This is a genomic window from Dyadobacter sp. CY327 (assembly GCF_021390415.1).
GTDB lineage: Bacteria > Bacteroidota > Bacteroidia > Cytophagales > Spirosomataceae > Dyadobacter > Dyadobacter chenhuakuii.
In genome coordinates this window covers 154,386-173,984 of the sequence record NZ_JAJUXJ010000006.1, presented here as the reverse complement: position 1 = coordinate 173,984, position 19,599 = coordinate 154,386, and the positions used below count along the sequence as shown (strand labels likewise).

Here is a 19,599-nt window from a genome sequence, read left to right as displayed (position 1 = left end):
ATTATACTCATTTGAAATACTTCACTCAAAACTTAGCGGGTTACAGGCAGGAAAAGTGTAAACACCGAACCTTTGCCCAGCTCTGAATGCGCGGTAATAAATCCTTTGTGGTTTTCGGCAATCTTCTTGCAAATGGCCAGACCAATGCCCGTTCCCGGATATTTATGTGCGGGATGAAGCCTTTGGAAAACATCGAAGATCCGGTGCTCATATTCCTTTTCAAAGCCGATTCCGTTATCTTCAAATGCAATGCTGTAAAAGTCTTTTTGCGGCGAAATGATGTCGTTAATATCGCTGCCTTTAACAACACTCAGTTTAACGCTGATCTCCGGGTTTTTGCCGCTTTCCGTAAATTTGATCGCATTACTGATCAGGTTCAGGAAGAGCTGGTGGATTTGAAACGGGATCACCTTTAATGTGGGCAATTCTTGTGTCTCGATCGATGCATTACGCTCCTCAATGTTTTCGCGCAGTTCCCGCAGCACGTTGTTGAGGACAGCATTCAAGTCAATTTCTTCAAAAACCTTCTCCGAATTACCAGCCTTGGAGTAGGCGAGGATATCTTCGATCAGATTCTGCATTTTCTCGGCCGCGATACGCATGCGCTCAACCGAATCTTTCACTTGTGCAGACAGATCCGGATCTTCCCGGTCAAGCACCTTCGAGGCAAATATCTGGATCTTTCTGAGTGGTTCCTTTAAATCGTGCGTGCTGATCCAGTTGAGGTTAGCCAGTTCCTGGTTAGCCGTTTTCAGTTCTTCGTTCAGCGCACGGTTCGCATCCTCCTGGGTTTGGATTACGCGGTAATTAATGTGCTTTTGTAATGCATAGGCAAATCCCGACGCCGCATGGAGCTCCGATTTACGCCATGGCGCACTCTGATTTTTCACCACTTCCATCCAGCGTTCAAAAGATTTCCGGGGCGAAAGGCGCAATCCTTCCTCGTTAGGCAGCACCGCCTTATCCGGGTTTCCAGCCCAGTTGATGGTTTCAACTTTCTCCTGCCGCATCCAGATAATGCCATCGGCGTTTCCTGGCAATGCATGATATACGACCCCGGCCGCTTGTTGCGAAATGGCATGGGCATCCGGATATTGATCGCTCAGGCTGTGGGTTGCCAGGCCCTGGGATTTGTAGTTGTCGGCAAGAAAATGAAACAGTTTAACCAGCTGCTCATCTACGGGCGTAATGCCGTTTTTATACAATTTATTATTATAAAAAATAGCAGCACCGGATGCATTAGCGAGTTTTAGCAGCGCATCCGAACTATGATATTCTTCAAAAAACTGGTTGTTCTCGTGCAGGTTCGCGAGCATTTCTGTCAGCGATCTGTCCACATTCTGTGTAACCTCAAATTCTTCGGCGACTTCTCTCACCGAAATTTGTGAAGTAAGAAAATGCCCCTGCAGCAATGCAGAAAGCCTTGTATAATGTGGTAATGTCTTAGCTGAATAATGATGGCAAGCTACTAACCCCCAAAGTTTCTGGTTTTGTAATAGGGAAATGGTCAACGTCGCGCCGACGCCCATGTTTTTCAGATATTCAATGTGTATAGGGGAAACGCTTCTCAGGATAGATAGGCTCAGATCCAACGATTTATTGGTCTTCTCGCTTGCATCGTCCAGGGTCAGGATGGGGACGGGTCTGTAATTGATATCGGCGATCATCCGCAATGGATTTCGGATATAAAGCTCCCTTGCCTGTGCGGGAATGTCGGTATGCGGATATTTTTGTCCTGCAAAAGAAACGAGATCCTCCCGTTTGCTTTCCGCGATCACATCACCGTTATATTCAGAATCGAACTTATAAATCATCACGCGATCGTATCCCGTGATAGCACGTGTTTCGGCGGCTATTTCCTGGCAAAGATCGTGCAGATAGCTCGTCTTTTCCATAATCGACACGAAAGTCCGTGTTTGATTGTAAAGGTTTGGTAAATTAATAGTCCCGTCCGGAAATGGCTCTAATTCAAGGACAAGCGTTTCATTGCTCTTGTGAACAGTGGTGTTATACGGCACCTCGTTAAAGGAAAAAACGAATGGTTTTGCCGAATCTATGGCTTTGGAAGCATAGTTCTTGAAATCCTCCGCTTCCTGTTCAGGGAAAATGTCTGACAATGTCTTGCCCAAAATCGCCTGCGGGGCCAGCTCGATATAAGATCCACTGTTTTCGCTGCAAAAATCAATCAGATAAGTTTGGCTATTGACGCCCAGCATAAAGCCGTGCGGTTGAATGCTTCCTGGTATATGGATGGGTTCACTTTCGCAGTTTGTCAAATTGACAAGATCGCGGTTCACGATGTCTTTGATGTTCATTCTTACTTTTCAATTACTGCTTCGTCAAGCCAATTGTCTATGATTGTAAATGTGTTTTCAGCTCCTTGTATAATTTCCGCACTTTGCCCCGTCTCTTGTGCGAATCGGGTAAATGTTGAGATGAAAGATTTCCACATTGTGCCGGTTTGGTCTCCGTATCCCCAGAAGTAGGAGCATCCGTTTTCAGGGGTCAGGCCAAGCGTTTTGTGGATGTGTTTGTATAACATTCGGCCTCCTAATGTCGAGCCTTCAAGCACATACATAGCGCCTGCGTTTTCAGCAAGAGAAGAAAAAGAGAACCTGTAAACGGGCAATGCATCTATTTGTGATTGGGAAAAACCCGTAGCCTGCAAGTCCTTTATAATGAGGTGTGACCGTCTGCGCGCATCCAGATCGGGGAAAACGTCTTTGATCTGCGTAAATACAAAGTCTTCGCAGCCCACGGTAACCCCATACATGGCAGACAAATAATTTTGATAATCCGTAAGGCTGACCTTCTCAGCAAGAATCATTTTGGATAAATGATTCTCTTCTAATTTTTGGTGGCTGACCGCAGTTTGTTTTCTCAGACTTTGAATAAAAGACTCCTGATCGGAATGAAAACTAGGCACTTCATTCATAAACGGAAATAGAAATTCTTATAAAGCTTAATAATAGTCAAAAATTGTTCCATCCAGGCAAAAGTCTTTCCGGGTTACAAAAATATATAAACTTTTGCAAACGAATAAAATCTCCCTATCCGGTTGCGGTTGGCACAGTATTTTAACATTTATATACATTGTCACAAAAAAATGAAACGAATTATGAAAAAGATAATATTAAGCGGGATGATGTTTGCAGCATTGGCAACATTTTCTGCATGTAACTCAAATAAGGCTGAGGATAGTAAAGAGGTTGCTGAAGAGCAAAATGACGCGAAACTTGACGATACTAAGCTGGAAGATGATTCAGAATTCGCAGTTGCTGCTGCTGACGGCGGTATGCTGGAAGTACAGCTGGGCGAATTGGCCCAAACCAATGCAGCTAGCGCAGACGTGAAAAAATTTGGTAAGGATATGGCTACCGAGCATGGAAAAGCCAACGAAGAGCTGAAAGCCCTTGCCCAGCAAAAAAACATTACCTTGCCAATGTCGGTAAGCGACGACAAGCAGAAAAAAATAGATGAGTTGTCTAAGAAAAAAGGCGCTGAATTCGATAAAGACTACATTTCCTTCATGGTGGATGACCACAAGGAGGATATCAGCGAGTTTGAAGAAGCAGCAAGCGATGCCAAAGATGCGGAGGTGAAAGCCTGGGCAGCTGGCAAAGTGCCAACATTGAAACACCATTTGGAAATGGCACAAGGCATCAAGGGTAAGATGAAATAATATCCGTTTGAGTATAGTTTGAGGAGCCGGGAACCTGTATTGGGTTTCCGGCTTTTTTGTTTCCAAACCATTGAATAATCAAAAGAAATACTGAATTTGTGACCAAGGATGGCGTTTTTACAGGTTTCATTTACGGCATTGGAAAGAAACATTTGTTAATTCCTTTTGCATCAGCTTATTTTGTCTACCAAATTAATAGAGTATTAGAAAAATGCGTAAGACTTTTTCCCTTTTCCTAAACCTGTTATCTCTGCTTGCCATCCTCTGCGCGGGCGAAATGGCTAATGCTCAAACAGCGGGCCGTCCCAACATTATATTTATCTTTTCCGATGATCACGCTTACCAGGGCATTGGCGCCTACGGGAATAAGCTGGTCAAAACGCCTAACATTGACCGCATAGCACGAGAAGGAGCATTGCTAACCAACAACATTGTAACAAATTCGATCTGCGGGCCGAGTCGTGCCACATTACTAACCGGAAAATATAGCCATACGAACGGCTACAAAAGGAATGACCGGACCAGGTTCGATACAAATCAGACTTTACTATCAAAAACCCTCCAACAAAGCGGTTACCAGACGGCCTGGATCGGAAAAATGCATTTAAACAGTCTTCCCGCCGGATTTGATTATTGGAATGTGCTGCCGGATCAGGGGAATTACTATAACCCCGATTTTATCGGACAGCCTAATGATACGACGCGTTATAACGGCTATGTGTCGGACCTGATCACGAAATTTTCCGTTGACTGGCTCGAAAAACGGGAAAATGCCAAACCATTTTTCCTGATCGTGGGGCACAAAGCTACACACCGGGAATGGCTTCCGGACTTGCAGGACCTGGGCGCGTACGACAATGTCACATTCCCTCTTCCAGCTAATTTTTATGACGATTACAAAGGCCGGACGGCAGCGATGCAGCAAGATATGAGCATTGAAAAGACGATGCGGTTGAAGCAGGACCTGAAAGTAGATGTGGATTATGAGAATGATTATGCATACAATCGCTTCACGCCCGAACAAAAAAAGGTTTTCAAAGCATATTATGATAAAGTCGGAAAGGAAGTAACCGACAAAAAGCTGACGGGTAAAGCATTAACCGAGTGGAAATATCAGCGTTACCTGAGGGACTATTTCTCAGTGGCCAATTCGCTGGACAGGAACATTGGAAAGCTGCTGGATTACCTGGATAAATTAGGCCTGGCAAAAAACACGGTTGTCATTTATGCTTCCGATCAGGGTTTTTATCTGGGTGAGCACGGCTGGTTTGACAAGCGTTTCATTTATGAGGAATCGCTTAAAACGCCTTTTGTGATTCGTTATCCGGGTGTGATCAAGCCGGGCAAGAAAGTAGAAGATCTGATCGTAAATGTAGACTGGGCCCCGACAGTGCTGAACATTGCCGGTTCAAAAATCCCGTCCGACATTCAGGGGAAATCGTTTTTACCATTATTAAAAGACGAACCCAATGCAAAAGCGCCCTGGCGGAAAGAAGCATATTACCATTATTACGAATTCCCCGAGCCGCACCATGTTTTCCCGCATTTCGGGCTGCGTACAAGCCGGTACAAAATGGCCTATTTCTACGGCGGAGCGGATTCATGGGAATTGTTTGATCTGGAAAAAGATCCCACAGAAGGTTCCAATATTTACGGAAAGCCAGGCACTGAAAAGATCACCGCCGATCTGAAAGAAAAGCTGAAAGCGCTCATGAAAGAATACAAGGACGAAGAAGCGCTGAAAATATTAGCCGGAAGCAAAAACATTTAATTAAAAGATTGTGTACAAGCAAGGATACGATGCGATAGTGGTAGGGGCCGGTCCGAATGGGCTGGCGGCGGCTATCACATTACAGGAAGCAGGGCTGTCTGTTTTGCTCGTTGAAGCCAAGCCAACCATTGGCGGCGGCATGCGGTCGGCTGAGCTGACACTTCCCGGTTTTGTACATGACATTTGTTCCGCGGTGCACCCTACGGCGGTCCTGTCGCCTTTTTTCAAGAAACTGCCCCTGAAAGATTTTGGTGTGGAAATGATCCAGCCGGAGTTCGCGGCGGCACATCCGTTTGATGACGGAAAATCAGCCGTTTTGCACCAGTCGGTTATGGAAACTGCGGAAGGGTTAGGGATTGACAAAAAAGCATATCTCGACTTCATGCAGCCCTTAGTGGCCGAGTTACCGGGTTTACTTCCCGATCTGCTCGGACCGCTGAAATGGCCAAAGCATCCGATCGACCTGGCCATGTTCGGGTTTAAGGCGCTTCCGCCCGCAACCTGGACACGTAAACTTTTCAAGACAAAAGAGGCGAGAGGATTGTGGGCAGGCATGGCGGCTCACGCCATACAACCTTTGCAGAACATAGCCACATCTGCATTCGGGATTATGTTGATGGCTGGTGCGCACCTGGCAGGCTGGCCAATTCCCAAGGGCGGAAGCCAGTCAATCGCGGATGCGCTGGCCGGTTACTTTTTGTCCATAGGCGGGCAGATTCAAACCGGTTTTGAAGTAAAATCACTGGACGAGCTGCCAGACGCCAAAGCAATTTTGCTGGACATTACGCCCAGGCAGCTTTTAAAAATTGCTGGAAACAGACTAAGCCCTTCCTATCGCAAACGGTTGGAAAAGTATCGTCATGGGATGGGTGTATTTAAAATAGACTGGGCATTGCATGAGCCTATCCCTTTTACAGCCGACGCTTGCAGAAAAGCCGGCACGGTGCATTTGGGCAATACATTTGAAGAAATTGCGCATGGTGAGAAAAGCATGGACCGGGGGAAGCATGTTGATAAGCCGTTCGTCTTGCTGGCGCAGCAAAGTCTTTTTGATCCGGGACGCGTTCCGGGAGGTAAGCAGGCGGCCTGGGCTTATTGCCACGTTCCCAACGGCTCGGATAAGGATATGACAACCATTATAGAAGATCAGGTAGAGCGTTTTGCACCTGGGTTTCGGGATACGATCATAGAAAAGCATACGATGAACACCGCACAAATGGAGGCCTATAATCCCAACTACATTGGTGGGGACATTAACGGAGGCGTCCAGGATATTTTGCAGTTATATTCACGGCCTACTTTGCAAGTTTCTCCATATCGCACTTCCGCTGAGGGCGTTTACTTATGTTCATCATCCACACCGCCCGGCGGTGGCGTGCATGGCATGTGCGGGCATCATGCAGCCATACAAGCATTGAAAGATGTTTTCAAGATCGATGACATTACAACAGAGCGCGTAAAATAAATCGGAATATGAAGTTTTTGCAGACCATTCACATTGGTTTTTTTATTGGAATAATAATCCTTTCCATAACCGGCTGCGATAAAAAGCAGACTGCGGAAGAAAGGAAAGCAGACAGCCTCGCGCATTGCATCGCTGATGGGATCCCATCCAGGGCATCGGCGATCAGGAATGCAAGCTACATTGCTGAGGGAAAGGGAGATACAACTGGAATGGTGTGGATAAAAGGCGGTAAATTCCTGATGGGGGCCGACGAGTTTCCCGATTCCAGACCTTTGCACGAAGTTACTGTTAATGGTTTTTATATAGACAAACATGAGGTTACCAATGCAGAATATGCAGCTTTTGTAAAGGCAACCAATTATAAAACGGTGGCGGAAAGGCCTTTAAATCCAGCCGATTATCCAGGCGTCCCGGTGGATAAACTTGTTCCGGGCTCCGCCGTTTTTACACCAACAAAAACAGCAGTTTCCCTGGATAACCCCCTGCAATGGTGGAATTACGTGCCCGGAGCCAACTGGGCGCATCCCGAAGGCCCATCATCCTCGATCAAAGGCCGCGAGAATTATCCCGTAACGCACGTCTCCTACGAAGACGCCGCCGCCTATGCCAAATGGGCCGGCAAACGGCTTCCTACCGAGGCAGAATGGGAGTTTGCAGCACAAGGCGGCAAAGGGAACCACACCTATTACTGGGGCGACGAACTGAAACCCGGAAACAAATGGGTGGCGAACATTTACCAGGGAAGTTTTCCGGACAAAAACACCAAAGAAGATGGTTTCATAGCAGCCGCGCCTGTGCAGACATTCCCCGCCAATCCTTACGGTTTGTACGACATGGATGGCAATGTGTGGGAATGGTGCGAAGATCTTTACCGACCCGATTACTATCAGAAAAGCCCCAAGGATAACCCCAAAGGCCCTTCGGATAGTTACGATCCCGAGGAGCCGGGTGCAGTGAAGCGCGTGCAGCGCGGCGGTTCTTTTCTTTGCAGCGATGATTATTGCATTCGTTACAAAGCCGGCAGCCGTGGAAAAGGCGAGGTCACCAGTGGCAGCAACAACCTGGGGTTTCGCTGTGTGAAGGATAAAATTTAAGTTTTTCAGTCAAGATTCAGCAGCATGAGTATGCATTTTCTAACCGTTCCTGGTTTGGCCAGCTCGGGTCCGCAGCATTGGCAAACTATCTGGGAACAGCAATATCCGCAACAGTTCAGCCGAGTGCAGCAGGAAAACTGGGACTGGCCGGTAAAAGAGGATTGGGTGAAACAATTGGATAAACAAATCAGTGAACTAACAGGCCCTACCGTCCTCGTAGGCCATAGTTTGGGATGCATTACCATTGCACACTGGGCGCAGCAGTACAGTTCGGCTCACATCGAAGGAGCGCTGCTCGTTGCACCTGCCGACGCTGAAATGTCCAAGCGTTTGAACTTTGTTGTGGGATTTACACCGATCCCCGTTAAACCTTTTGCATTTAAAACGGTCGTAGTAGCGAGCACTAATGATATATACGCAACCATAGGCAGATCAAAGCAATTTGCGGATAACTGGGGCAGCGAATTTATCAATATTGGAAAAAAAGGACATATCAATGCGGTTTCAGGTCTGGAAGATTGGAAAGAGGGTAAGGCAATTCTGGAAAGCCTGAGCGGTGTTAAACTTGCTGAATAAATTTTTATTTTATCTTCTTATCTTACAAATCAATTTTACCACTTAACAATCGAATGACTATGAAAAAAATGTTTGTTTTCGTTTTTGCCGGTTTGCTGCTCAATGCCGCTGCAATGGCTGGCCCTGATAAAAAAGCTGCTGACAAAACACTTACCGTTGACACAAAAAGCAGCACAATAACCTGGGGAGCAAAAAAGGTGACAGGAACGCACGCAGGCAGTGTGCCAGTAGAAAGCGGAACGCTGATCGTTGATGGTAACAAGCTGAAAGGCGGAACATTTGTAGCCGACGTGAAATCATTGGTTGTTACAGATGTTACCGACAAAGAAATGAACGGGAAACTAACCGGCCACTTGAAAAGTGATGATTTCTTCTCAGTAGAGAAACATCCTCAGGCTAAGTTGGTTATATCTTCTGTTACACCAAAAGGTGGTGATGCTTATGATGTAACGGGTAAATTGACCATCAAAGGCATTACTCAGGATGTGAAATTTCCTGCAACTGTGAAGGCGGATGCCAAAAAAGTGACGGCTGTTGCAAAAGTAACTGTGGACCGTACGAAATACGACATCAAATTCCGCTCTTCCAACTTCTTCGAAAACCTGGGAGATAAGGCGATCGACAATGATTTTACATTGGATGTGAACCTGGTGGCGAATAAATAAGATAAGGTAATTTTAAGAAAAGTTTGTATAATCCGGCTCGATTCATTCGAGCCGGATTTTTTTTAACCAACCTATATCCATGAAAAGATTTTTTACCGGGCTTTCCATCAGCTTGCTATTGCTCTCAGGAAACGCTTTTGCCCAAAAAGAAAACAAGCTTCCCGACTGGACCTTCGGCGGTTTCCAGCGCCCGGCCGGCGTAAACCCTGTCATTTCCCCCGATTCCACGTCCACATTCTTCTGCCCCATGAACAAAAAGCAGGTTGACTGGGAATCCAATGATACATTCAACCCCGCCGCGATAATTAAGAACGGCAAAATCGTTGTCCTGTATCGTGCGGAAGATAAAGCCGGAAGAGCCATCGGAAAGCGCACCTCGCGCCTGGGTTACGCTGAAAGCGAGGATGGAATTACATTCAAAAGACGCAAAGAACCCGTTTTATATCCCGCCGAGGACAACCAGAAAAAGAACGAATGGCCGGGCGGCTGCGAAGATCCGCGCGTGGCCGTTACCGAAGACGGTTTATATGTGATCATTTACACACAATGGAACCAGGACAAAGCGCGGCTCGGCATCGCGACTTCGCGGGATTTGTTGAAATGGGAAAAACACGGGCCTGCATTCACAAAAGCATTCAATGGGAAATTCAATGAAATCTGGTCAAAATCAGGCTCCATCGTAACCAAGCTGGTCGGTGATAAGCAGGTGATTGCGAAGATCAATGGCAAATACTGGCTTTATTTCGGCGAGGCTAATGTGAACCTGGCTTCCTCCACAGACTTGATCAACTGGACGCCATTGGTGGACAAAAACGAAAACCTGGTCAACCTCATTTCACCGCGCAAAGGCTTCTTTGACAGCAACTTAACAGAATGCGGCCCGCCAGCCATCGTTACCGAAAAAGGGATTGTCCTGTTATATAATGGTAAAAACGACAAAGGCGAAGACGGCGACAAGCGTTTCACGCCGAATAGTTACTGCGCAGGTCAGGTTTTATTTGATAAAAATGACCCTTCCAAAGTGCTCGACAGGTTGGACGTGCCTTTCTTCCGGCCAATGGAATCATTTGAAAAAAGCGGCCAGTATGTTGCGGGAACCGTTTTCATTGAAGGAATGGTCTATTTCAAAAACAAATGGCTCCTATACTACGGCTGCGCCGACTCCCGCGTAGGAGTTGCTGTCTACGACCCCAAAACCAAAACCCCCGGCGACCCGCTTCCGTAAAGACAAGTCGCAGCGCGACGAAATATTGGTAGGAAAAACAATTTTTCGGATAATTGGCAAATCCCGGCAGGGATGTAACGACAGGCATTGTTCACGCCGTTACATCCCTGCCGGGATTGTCTTAACCCGGTAATACATGGTTGCTACCGATATTTTATGCCGCTGGCATTTGCGTTGCTATTCTGGCTTGCAAAGCTGCAAGTATTACTCGCAAATGTTTAATTTCTGCTGTTCGATCGATTGTAAGAGTAAAGACGTATATGAGTAATAAAACAAAACAAACTTATTACCTATGAAAACGTCGATGAAATTTACAAGCTTTCTTGCAGTGGCTTTAATGACTGCTTTTGGTGCATTTGCGCAGGAAAAATCTAAAATGGTGGGTGGTGCAGAAATGTATCCAAACAAAAACATTATCGAAAACGCAGTCAATTCAAAAGACCATACAACATTGGTTGCAGCTGTAAAAGCAGCAGGATTGGTTGAAACATTGTCAGGAACAGGCCCATTCACGGTTTTTGCACCGGTTAATGCAGCATTCGATGCATTGCCAGCAGGAACGGTTGATAATCTTCTGAAACCAGAAAACAAAGCAACGTTGACCTCGGTTTTGACTTACCACGTTATTCCTGGAAAAGTTGATTCTAAATCAGTTGCAAAAATGATCAAGGACGGAAAAGGAAAAGCAATGGCAAAAACAGCGCAAGGTGCTGAACTTACGTTCTCTATGGACGGAAAAGACCTGATCGTTACTGACGCAAAAGGAAACAAAGGAAAAGTAACCATCGCAGACGTGTATCAATCTAATGGCGTGATCCACGTGATTGACACAGTTTTGATGCCTTAATGAATTGAGTTTGTGAGTTTGGTTGTGTAGAGTGGTTGTGATGTGGCGGGAGAGCTTAGGCTTTCCCGCCTTTTTTGTGCCCCATGCAGGTTAGTACAGGATAGTGCGACGGATAATTTTAGGAATTTTTGGATATTATTTTCTGCTTTTTTAAGAGTAGTTAACAAAAAAATCCCGTTGTTGTAAGGGAAGCCTATTTTTCAGAAGTCACTAAACCTATAAATACAAACCCAATGAATTCCAGATTTATCAGCGCCGCGCTTATGCTGGCCGTTTTATTGAGCATCGGAAGCCAGATTTCATGCGTGGCCCAGAAGAAAGAAAAAGGCTTCGTATCCATTTTTGATGGCAAATCATTAAAAGGCTGGGACGGTGATCCGAAATACTGGAGAGTGGAAAACGGGAATCTTGTAGGAGAAATCACGCCGGAGACCCTTTTAAAAACAAATTCATTCATTATCTGGAAAGGCGGCGAGCCCGCAGATTTTGAATTAAAAGGTTCGGTGAAGATCGCAACAGCCGGTAATTCAGGCATTAATTACAGAAGTGAACAGTTAACAGATGTTCCTTTTGCACTGAAAGGTTACCAGGCCGATATTGACGGAAAAAACAATTATACAGGCCAGAATTACGAAGAGCGCAAAAGAACAACGCTCGCTTATCGCGGCCAGAAAACGACAATCAAGCCTTATACAGGCGAGAACACGCCAGAAGCCGTTCGTGCAGGCGTAAAAGGAAATGCCTGGACAGGATTGGAAGTAACGGGCTCATTAGGAAAGTCAGATTCGTTGAAGACATTGATCAAAAGTGAAGACTGGAATGAGTTTCACATTATTGCAAAAGGAAACCGCCTGCAACATTATATCAATGGCGTGCTAATGAGCGACGTGACTGATAATGACACGGTTAATGGCAAAATGAAAGGCTTGCTTGGCGTGCAGGTTCACGTGGGTCCGCCAATGAAAGTGGAATATAAAGATTTGCGAATCAAACAATAGCGTACATGGCCAGCAGTGGCCGGAATGATAGTAAAATGAATAAAATAGGATTTAATGTGCTAGCCTGGACGGCGGCGGTTTCTGATGATCTTTTTCCCATACTCGACCGGTTGAAAGGCATTGGTTACGACGGAGCAGAATTTTACTTGGGCCCGCAGGAATCAGCTGGTTATCAGCGTGTTGGAAATTACACTAAGGATATCGGCCTGGAAACCAGTGCGGTAATGACGCTTGGCGCGGATGAAAATCCGGTAAGCGAGTCGGTGGAGGTTCGACAAAGGGCTTTGGATAAAATCAAATGGGCGGTAGACCGGGCACATGACCTGAATGCCAGGATCATTTGTGGTCCCTTTCACTCGGCGCATACTGTTTTTGTGAACCGACCTGCTCAGGATCAGGAATATGCATTGGCTGGCGAAGTTTTGCATGCCGCTGCTGATTATGCGGCTCAGGCCAACATTACATTCGCACTGGAAGCGCTGAACCGTTTTGAATGCTATTTGTGCAACACCATGGAGCAGCTGCTTAAACTGGTTAAAGCAGCCGATCACCCGAATGTGCGCGCCATGTTCGATACGCACCATTCCAATATTGAGGAGAAAAAATACGCAACTGCGCTTCAAACCATCGCGCCCGTTCTGGCGCACGTGCACATCAGCGAAAATGACCGCGGAACGCCTGGCGACGGACAAGTGCTTTGGGACGATGCATTTTCTTCCCTGGCAGCAATCAAATATCAAGGCTGGCTCACGATTGAGGCTTTTTCAAGGAACGACCCGGATTTCGCCAATGCCATCGGCGTATGGCGCGAGTTTTCAGATCCTTGGGACATTGCCGAGAATGGCTACAAATTTATCCGCGAAATGAGCCTGAAACACGGTCTTTGATCCAAACAAAAATATTCCTGAACCATGCATAAAGTCCTTCAATCCTTGCTGCTGACCAGCATTGTCGCTTTTATTTTCTGTTTGAAAACAGCCAATGTGCGTGCACAAGATTTTGATGCGGAAATGTATCGGGTCGTTTACAAAGGCGATAAGGGTCCTGGCGCTGGAAAGAACATTGTTTTTATAGCGACGGATCATGAATATCGTGGCGAAGAATCACTGCCTGCATTAGCAAAAATACTCGCTAAAAATTACGGCTTCACCTGCACGGTTGTCTACGCGCTCGATTCCGCAGGCAACATTTTTCCAGGCGGCTCCAACATTAAGGGCCTTAATGTTCTGGAAAAAGCCGATCTGCTCGTCATGTTCATGCGCTTCGCCAGCTTTCCGGATGAGGAGATGCAACACATTGACGATTACGTCAAACGCGGCGGCCCGATCGTAGCATTCCGCACTTCCACCCACGCTTTTGAAATTAAAAATAATCCGAAATGGGCACATTATAGCTGGGATTATAAAGGCGATAAGGCCAATTGGAAAGATGGTTTTGGCGAATATGTGCTTGGTGAAACCTGGGTTTCCCACTATGGCACCAACCACAAGCAATCTTCAAAAATCATTATTGAAAAAGGGCAGGAAGCAAACCCGATCATGACTGCTGTGCGGGATATATGGGTGCAATCCGGCGGCTACACGGCCGAGCCGAAAGGAACAGTGCTCGCCAGAGGACAGGTGCTCAACGGCATGACGCCCACTTCCGAGCCCGACAAAACCAAAGAACTGCTTCCAGTTGCCTGGATCAAGGAATATCAGGTTGAAGGCGGCAAAAAAGGTCGCTCGTTCACAACCACGCACGGCGCTTCCGAAGATTTGCTGAATGAAGGCTTCCGCCGCATGGTGCTCAATGCAACATTCTGGGCGATGGGCATGGAAAAGGACATCAAGCCTTCCAATGACATTGCTTTCGTTGGACCTTACAAACCTACAACATTCAATTTTAGCGGTTATAAGGCCAATGTTAAGCCTGCGGACCTCGCAGGTTGGGACTCGCTCATTATGCCGGGCGAGATCGTCAAAAAGAAGACAAAATAATTTTTTGATTTACATAAAAATAAAAAGCATTTAATGTCTCAAACACTTCCATTTCGCTTTGGATCAGAGGTTTACACCTGGTTTATGAGCAACAACGGTCAAACGCATCAAGGTCGGCTCGGCCATATGATTGAAGTCATCTCGAAAGCCGGATTTACCGGAATTCAACCGATTTTCACCTGGATGGGCGATTTGATCGATCCGGATAAGCTGGAAGCAAAGTTGGACGAACAAGGCATTGAACTGGCTGCATTGGCATTGGCATTGGATTGGAATGAGGCAGAAGAAACCGAACGCGAACGCGAAGTGGCGGATCATGCGATCAAAGTTCTGCAACGTTTTCCGGGTGCGGTTTTAAATACGGTTCAAATTCCAACGGGCCGCCACGATCTTGCTGAACGCCAGAAGCGCCTTGTCAACATTGTTAACACGGTTTCAAGACGTGCCGCAGACAAAGGTGTTCCATGCAGTTACCATCCCAATTCCCCGCATACATCCATTATCCGCACAGCCGAAGATTACAAAATCGTGCTGGAAGGACTGGACGCATCGGTTACGGGCTGGACGCCGGATGTGGGCCACATTATCAACGGTGATATGGACCCGCTTTCCAAAATGAAAGAATATCAGTCGCTCATTAACCACGTTCATTATAAAGATTGGGACGGAAATCCTGAATTTACATTAATGGGTAAGGGAAAAGTCGATTTGCTAGGCGTAACGCAATGGCTGAAAGACATTAATTACAGCGGCTGGATCATTTGTGAAGACGAAGGAAAGGAAGCACTGGAAGATCCCGATTTCGTAACCACCCACGACGGTAACTGGATCCAAAACGACCTGATCCCAGCATTAAGATAGCATTATGCCAACGATAAAAACCAACGGAATAAACATGTATTACGAGGAAAGGGGCTCCGGCGAGCCGCTTTTGCTGATTATGGGCATTACCGCGCCCGGGTCAGTCTGGAATGTGCATGTGGCCGATTGGAAACACCATTTTCGCTGCATCATCGGCGATAACAGGGGCGTAGGGCAAACCGACAAACCCGCAGGCGCATACACCAGCGAACAAATGGCCGATGACTACGCCGGTCTGCTGGATTCACTGGAATTGGAGAATGTAAATGTTGTGGGCTGTTCCATGGGCAGCACCATTGCACAGCAACTTGCAATCAGGCATCCCAAGAAAGTAAAATCATTGGTGTTAATGTGTCCCTGGGCGCGCTGCGATGCATATGCGAAAGGTTTATTCCAACACATTATGAACAGCAAAGCGCGGTTCATACCCGAGGAATTTAGCCTTTACATTCAATTATTAATTTTTTCAAAATCTTCCTGGGATGATCCCAGAAAGCATGAAGAGCTTGAATTGGGTAGAAAACAAGATGCCGTAAATCCTTATCCACAGCCTTTACACGGCCTGGAAGGTCAGGCCGCCGCTTGCATTAACCACAACGCGCTGAACGATTTGGCAAAAATATATCAACCAACATTGGTAATAGGAGGCCGGGAAGACATTTTCACGCCCGTTTGGATGGCAGAGGAAGTCGCAAACGGCATTCCGAACGCTGAGCTTTTCCTTTACAACAAGCTCGGACATGCTTTTCACTTCGAAAACACGGATGATTTCAACCTAAGAGTGCGGGATTTTCTCTCAATAACACATTAAAACGAGGTGATGAGCGCCTTTTTTATTTTTGAATTGACCTAATACAAAATGGAAAGTGCGGAACATATAAATCAGGACTGGACAGACAAAGTATCCAATCACGCGCAGATAGGCGGAATAGAAACTTCTGTTCTCGACAATGGCGCAGGAAGAGGAACACGCATTGCCTGGATTAACACCGGCGCAGGTTTGCGTTTCAAAGTGGTGATTGACAGGGCAATGGACATTGCCGAGGCATTTTACAATCAACATAGTCTGGCCTGGCTGAGCCATGGCGGCATCACTTATCCGCAGCCTTTTTCTGATAAAGGCATTGACTGGCTAAGAACATTCGGCGGAGGCTTGCTTACAACTTGCGGCCTTACACACGTCGGCGGGCCGGAATCGGACAAGTTTGGAGACAGAGGTTTGCACGGACTGATCAGCAATTCACCCGCAGAAATCGTGTCGATCATTCAGCCCGAGCCACGAGCTGGGAAGCTGGAAATGAGCATTACCGGCATTATAAGGGAAACCAAACCATTTGGGCCAAGTCTGGAACTGCGCAGAACAATTTCGGCAACATTAGGACAAACCGGAATCCGCATTCATGACGAGGTTACCAATAAAGGCAACACGCCGTCTCCGCATATGCTTTTATATCATTTCAATTTCGGCTGGCCGCTCGCTGACGAAGGAACGGACATTCTTTGGAGAGGCAAATGGCATCCAAGGCATGGCGAAGAAAGTGCCAGAATTTTTAAAGAAGGAAAAGATTTCAAAAAGTGCCCCGCACCATTGGACGATCACTTGGGAAGTGGCGAAGAAGTGGCTTTGGTTGACATTGAAGCAGATATTTTCGGCGACAGCATTTGCGGGCTTTACAATGAAAAAATCGGTCTGGCTGTTGGACTAAAATTCAAAAAAGAACAACTGCCCTGGATGGCCAACTGGCAACATTGGGGCAAAGGTGAATACGTAACCGGACTGGAACCTAGCACGCATCCGTTGTCCGGTCAGGCGAAGGCCAGGGAGGATAAGACGTTGATTTTCATCGGGCCTGAGGAGACGAAGGTTTATGATCTGGAATTGACCATTATGAATGAGAAAGAGGCGATTGATGAGTTTGTCTTAAATGTAAATGTTTCTTAGCGAAGCTCTGTCAGCCTGAGCGGAGTCGAAGGCGCGCTACTAACGAAGGCGTCTCGCTAGTGCCTTCGACTCCGCTGGGGCTGACAGAAGGAAGGCAAGTTATAGGCTGACCGGGGCAAGTCACAGGCTGACAGAGGCGAGTCACAGGCTGACAAAGACTGATATTATTATTAATTACTAAACCAATATATTAACCACAATGGGACTTTCGAGTATAGCTGAAAAGGCGTTAGAGCAGGGAAAAGGGATTTTGCGTTTGGCGCCAACCTGGGTGCCGCGTTCATTCTGTGTGCCCGGCCGCAGGATCAAATTACATCCGGACGATTATTATGTACTGGGTGGAGAGCGTGGCGGTATCGATGAGCGCTGGTTATCTTCTACTACTCCCGCGGAGAACGGGCCGCTGACAGGCGAAAATGAAGGTTTGAGCCAAATTGTTTTGGAAGATGAATCAGGCGTTCAAAAAGTCACATTGCGGGATGCGGTGGAAGAGCTGAAAGGTGAAATTATTGGTGACAGGCTTTGGGATCAATACAAAAGCTGGCCGATGTATTCCAAGTTTTTTGACAACATGGGCCCGCTTCCGCACCATATCCACCACAGAGACGAGCACGCCGCAATGGTGGGCCAGAATGGAAAGCCGGAAGCCTACTATTTCCCGCCACAACTCAACAACCACGGCGGCGATTTTCCTTATACATTCATTGGAATTGCTCCCGGAACTACCAAAGAGCAGATCAAGGAGTGTCTGATGAACTTCACAAAGGGTGACAATAAAATCACAAACTACTCTCAGGCATTTCGTCTGGAACCGGGTACGGGCTGGGATGTGCCTCCGGGCATGCTGCATGCGCCGGGTAGCTTGTGCACGTATGAGCCACAGAAAGCATCGGACATTTTCGCCATGTATCAGTCGCTTGTGAACGAGGCCGTTATTCCCGAGGAGTTGCTTTGGAAAGGCACCCCGCAAGACAGAATTGGCGATTACGACTTGTTGATGGAAGTAATCGACTGGGATTTGAATGTTAATCCTAATTTGATGGAGAAACATTTCATGCGTCCGAAACCGGTGAAAGATGTTGCCGAAATGGAAGCAGAAGGATATAGCGAAAACTGGATTTGCTACAAAAACGAAGCTTACAGTGCCAAAGAATTGACCGTATTCCCTGGGCAAACCGTAACAATTAAAGACGGTGGCGCATACGGAATGATCGTGATGCAGGGCCACGGTAAGTTTGGTGAATGGGACATTGAAACACCCGCATTGATCCGCTATGGACAATTGACAAATGATGAGTTTTTTGTAACTGAAAAAGCTGCAACAGAAGGCGTTGTGATCAGCAATCCTTCCAAAACAGATCCAATTGTAATCTTGAAACACTTCGGTCCGGGAAATCCTGACTTAGTTCTTTAACCAATAAATTCTTAAACCATGCCAGAAAATAATTATCCTAAGCTTCACAATGCCACATGGCCTGGGATTGTGGGGAAAGGTTCTGATGAAGAGCCGATTATTTCTTTTGATACAATGCTTGAAAAAACGGCCTCTGCGGAAGTGGATGGCGTTCGTTTTGACGGCGTTGACTTAGGCCTTTTCGACCCGCATGTTGGTATTTATATGAACCAGGAAGGCGGCGCGGAACGTCTGGCTGAAAAGCTAAACAGCCTTAACCTCGAAGTGGGAAGCCTTGTGGCGAATGTCTGGGCAGGTTCTGCGATGGGGACTAAGGAGGCGAAAGACACATTCGTGGAGCAGGTGCGCCAGGCTTGTATTTTTGGTAAAAAACTGCGTGACCTGGGGCTTCGTGAAGGCGGTGTAATCCGGGTCGACTCAGCTGCTTCACCCGAAGTTTGGGCTGTGGATCCAGCTGCGAACACAAAGCAAATCGCTGAAACATTCAGACGCGCTTGTGATGTTGCTGCTGATTTTGGTGAAAAAATCGCTGCCGAAGGGGAAATCTGCTGGGGTGGAATGCATAGCTGGCGTGCCATGCTTGACACATTGCATGCTGTGGATCGTCCGAATATGGGTTTCCAGGCTGATATGTCGCATACATTCCTTTATCTGCTAGGTTACAATGCACCTGAACATCGCATTTTACCAGTTGATTTCCAGTGGGGCGACCGCTTTGCATTGGAAGAAGGTTTGAAAAAGATGACTGCTGAATTGCGTCCTTATACATTCGATTTCCACGTTGCACAAAACGACGGAACGGTTCACGGAACAGGTTCGCACGATAAAACGGGCCGTCACTGCCTGGCCACCGATCCAAACGGCAGATTGGACATTACAAAAGACGCCGGATATTGGATGCGGGATGAAAACGGCAACATTACCAAGGCATTTCGTCACATTTGCTGGGATGGCTGCATGTTCCCGAACGAGGTGATGACCAACCAGCAAACCTGGAATGACATTCTTGCTGCGCTGATAAAAGTGCGTCAGGCGCATGGCTGGTATCAGGAAGATAAAGTTATTTCTCCCATCGTTTAA

18 protein-coding genes are annotated in these 19,599 nt (G+C 46.8%); 16 read left to right on the top strand and 2 right to left on the bottom strand.

Annotation, left to right across the window (positions count from 1 at the left end; translation table 11 throughout):
* Positions 1-32: 32 nt before the first annotated feature.
* On the bottom strand, positions 33-2,315 hold the full coding sequence (locus LZG74_RS15865) for an ATP-binding protein (RefSeq protein WP_233797522.1): 2,283 nt from the start codon (positions 2,313-2,315) through the stop codon (positions 33-35).
* Between the two features lie 2 nt (positions 2,316-2,317).
* Entirely contained in the window at positions 2,318-2,935 is a 618-nt protein-coding gene (locus LZG74_RS15860; RefSeq protein ID WP_233797521.1) for a biliverdin-producing heme oxygenase, read from the bottom strand.
* Between the two features lie 183 nt (positions 2,936-3,118).
* On the opposite strand from LZG74_RS15860, the gene LZG74_RS15855 reads away from it, so the two are divergent.
* The 16 genes from LZG74_RS15855 (at position 3,119) to LZG74_RS15780 (ending at position 19,599) form a co-directional block, all read left to right on the top strand.
* The gene (locus LZG74_RS15855; protein ID WP_233797520.1) at positions 3,119-3,682 is read left to right on the top strand and encodes a DUF4142 domain-containing protein; all 564 of its coding nucleotides are present in this window, start codon (positions 3,119-3,121) and stop codon (positions 3,680-3,682) included.
* 277 nt (positions 3,683-3,959) lie between these two features.
* The gene (locus LZG74_RS15850; RefSeq protein ID WP_409014495.1) at positions 3,960-5,453 is read left to right on the top strand and encodes a sulfatase; all 1,494 of its coding nucleotides are present in this window, start codon (positions 3,960-3,962) and stop codon (positions 5,451-5,453) included.
* Between the two features lie 10 nt (positions 5,454-5,463).
* Complete coding sequence (locus LZG74_RS15845) at positions 5,464-6,918, top strand: NAD(P)/FAD-dependent oxidoreductase (protein WP_233797518.1); 1,455 nt, start codon at positions 5,464-5,466, stop codon at positions 6,916-6,918.
* An 8-nt stretch (positions 6,919-6,926) separates the two neighbouring features.
* Positions 6,927-8,012, top strand: coding sequence for a formylglycine-generating enzyme family protein (locus LZG74_RS15840; RefSeq protein ID WP_233797517.1), 1,086 nt, complete (start codon positions 6,927-6,929; stop codon positions 8,010-8,012).
* A gap of 24 nt (positions 8,013-8,036) precedes the next feature.
* The gene (locus LZG74_RS15835) at positions 8,037-8,588 is read left to right on the top strand and encodes an alpha/beta hydrolase (RefSeq protein WP_233797516.1); all 552 of its coding nucleotides are present in this window, start codon (positions 8,037-8,039) and stop codon (positions 8,586-8,588) included.
* A 68-nt stretch (positions 8,589-8,656) separates the two neighbouring features.
* The gene (locus LZG74_RS15830; RefSeq protein ID WP_374759238.1) at positions 8,657-9,253 is read left to right on the top strand and encodes a YceI family protein; all 597 of its coding nucleotides are present in this window, start codon (positions 8,657-8,659) and stop codon (positions 9,251-9,253) included.
* Between the two features lie 79 nt (positions 9,254-9,332).
* Positions 9,333-10,478: a glycoside hydrolase family 130 protein gene (locus LZG74_RS15825; RefSeq protein WP_233797514.1), complete on the top strand. Its 1,146-nt coding sequence runs from the start codon at positions 9,333-9,335 to the stop codon at positions 10,476-10,478.
* A gap of 292 nt (positions 10,479-10,770) precedes the next feature.
* On the top strand, positions 10,771-11,325 hold the full coding sequence (locus LZG74_RS15820; RefSeq protein ID WP_233797513.1) for a fasciclin domain-containing protein: 555 nt from the start codon (positions 10,771-10,773) through the stop codon (positions 11,323-11,325).
* A gap of 233 nt (positions 11,326-11,558) precedes the next feature.
* Entirely contained in the window at positions 11,559-12,323 is a 765-nt protein-coding gene (locus LZG74_RS15815) for a DUF1080 domain-containing protein (protein WP_233797512.1), read from the top strand.
* Positions 12,324-12,358: 35 nt separating this feature from the next.
* Entirely contained in the window at positions 12,359-13,210 is an 852-nt protein-coding gene (locus LZG74_RS15810; protein WP_233797583.1) for a sugar phosphate isomerase/epimerase, read from the top strand.
* Between the two features lie 24 nt (positions 13,211-13,234).
* Positions 13,235-14,302: a ThuA domain-containing protein gene (locus LZG74_RS15805; protein WP_233797511.1), complete on the top strand. Its 1,068-nt coding sequence runs from the start codon at positions 13,235-13,237 to the stop codon at positions 14,300-14,302.
* Between the two features lie 33 nt (positions 14,303-14,335).
* Complete coding sequence (locus LZG74_RS15800) at positions 14,336-15,163, top strand: sugar phosphate isomerase/epimerase (protein ID WP_233797510.1); 828 nt, start codon at positions 14,336-14,338, stop codon at positions 15,161-15,163.
* Positions 15,164-15,167: 4 nt separating this feature from the next.
* Positions 15,168-15,974: an alpha/beta fold hydrolase gene (locus LZG74_RS15795; RefSeq protein WP_233797509.1), complete on the top strand. Its 807-nt coding sequence runs from the start codon at positions 15,168-15,170 to the stop codon at positions 15,972-15,974.
* A 48-nt stretch (positions 15,975-16,022) separates the two neighbouring features.
* Positions 16,023-17,105 (top strand): aldose 1-epimerase family protein, encoded by a 1,083-nt coding sequence (locus tag LZG74_RS15790; RefSeq protein ID WP_233797508.1) that lies wholly within the window; start codon positions 16,023-16,025, stop codon positions 17,103-17,105.
* 199 nt (positions 17,106-17,304) lie between these two features.
* Positions 17,305-18,519, top strand: a complete 1,215-nt coding sequence (locus LZG74_RS15785; RefSeq protein WP_233797507.1) for a class I mannose-6-phosphate isomerase — start codon at positions 17,305-17,307, stop codon at positions 18,517-18,519.
* An 18-nt stretch (positions 18,520-18,537) separates the two neighbouring features.
* Positions 18,538-19,599: a sugar phosphate isomerase/epimerase gene (locus tag LZG74_RS15780; protein WP_233797506.1), complete on the top strand. Its 1,062-nt coding sequence runs from the start codon at positions 18,538-18,540 to the stop codon at positions 19,597-19,599.

Bases quoted from the DNA above. Each gene is read 5' to 3' on its own strand.
- LZG74_RS15805 (WP_233797511.1), top strand. From the start codon at position 13,235: ATGCATAAAGTCCTTCAATCCTTGCTGCTGACCAGCATTGTCGCTTTT.
- LZG74_RS15850 (WP_409014495.1), top strand. From the start codon at position 3,960: ATGGCTAATGCTCAAACAGCGGGCCGTCCCAACATTATATTTATCTTT.
- LZG74_RS15790 (WP_233797508.1), top strand. From the start codon at position 16,023: ATGGAAAGTGCGGAACATATAAATCAGGACTGGACAGACAAAGTATCC.
- LZG74_RS15785 (WP_233797507.1), top strand. From the start codon at position 17,305: ATGGGACTTTCGAGTATAGCTGAAAAGGCGTTAGAGCAGGGAAAAGGG.
- LZG74_RS15855 (WP_233797520.1), top strand. From the start codon at position 3,119: ATGAAAAAGATAATATTAAGCGGGATGATGTTTGCAGCATTGGCAACA.
- LZG74_RS15795 (WP_233797509.1), top strand. From the start codon at position 15,168: ATGCCAACGATAAAAACCAACGGAATAAACATGTATTACGAGGAAAGG.
- LZG74_RS15820 (WP_233797513.1), top strand. From the start codon at position 10,771: ATGAAAACGTCGATGAAATTTACAAGCTTTCTTGCAGTGGCTTTAATG.
- LZG74_RS15780 (WP_233797506.1), top strand. From the start codon at position 18,538: ATGCCAGAAAATAATTATCCTAAGCTTCACAATGCCACATGGCCTGGG.
- LZG74_RS15810 (WP_233797583.1), top strand. From the start codon at position 12,359: ATGAATAAAATAGGATTTAATGTGCTAGCCTGGACGGCGGCGGTTTCT.
- LZG74_RS15815 (WP_233797512.1), top strand. From the start codon at position 11,559: ATGAATTCCAGATTTATCAGCGCCGCGCTTATGCTGGCCGTTTTATTG.
- LZG74_RS15865 (WP_233797522.1), bottom strand. From the start codon at position 2,315: ATGAACATCAAAGACATCGTGAACCGCGATCTTGTCAATTTGACAAAC.
- LZG74_RS15825 (WP_233797514.1), top strand. From the start codon at position 9,333: ATGAAAAGATTTTTTACCGGGCTTTCCATCAGCTTGCTATTGCTCTCA.
- LZG74_RS15840 (WP_233797517.1), top strand. From the start codon at position 6,927: ATGAAGTTTTTGCAGACCATTCACATTGGTTTTTTTATTGGAATAATA.
- LZG74_RS15830 (WP_374759238.1), top strand. From the start codon at position 8,657: ATGTTTGTTTTCGTTTTTGCCGGTTTGCTGCTCAATGCCGCTGCAATG.
- LZG74_RS15860 (WP_233797521.1), bottom strand. From the start codon at position 2,935: ATGAATGAAGTGCCTAGTTTTCATTCCGATCAGGAGTCTTTTATTCAA.
- LZG74_RS15835 (WP_233797516.1), top strand. From the start codon at position 8,037: ATGAGTATGCATTTTCTAACCGTTCCTGGTTTGGCCAGCTCGGGTCCG.
- LZG74_RS15800 (WP_233797510.1), top strand. From the start codon at position 14,336: ATGTCTCAAACACTTCCATTTCGCTTTGGATCAGAGGTTTACACCTGG.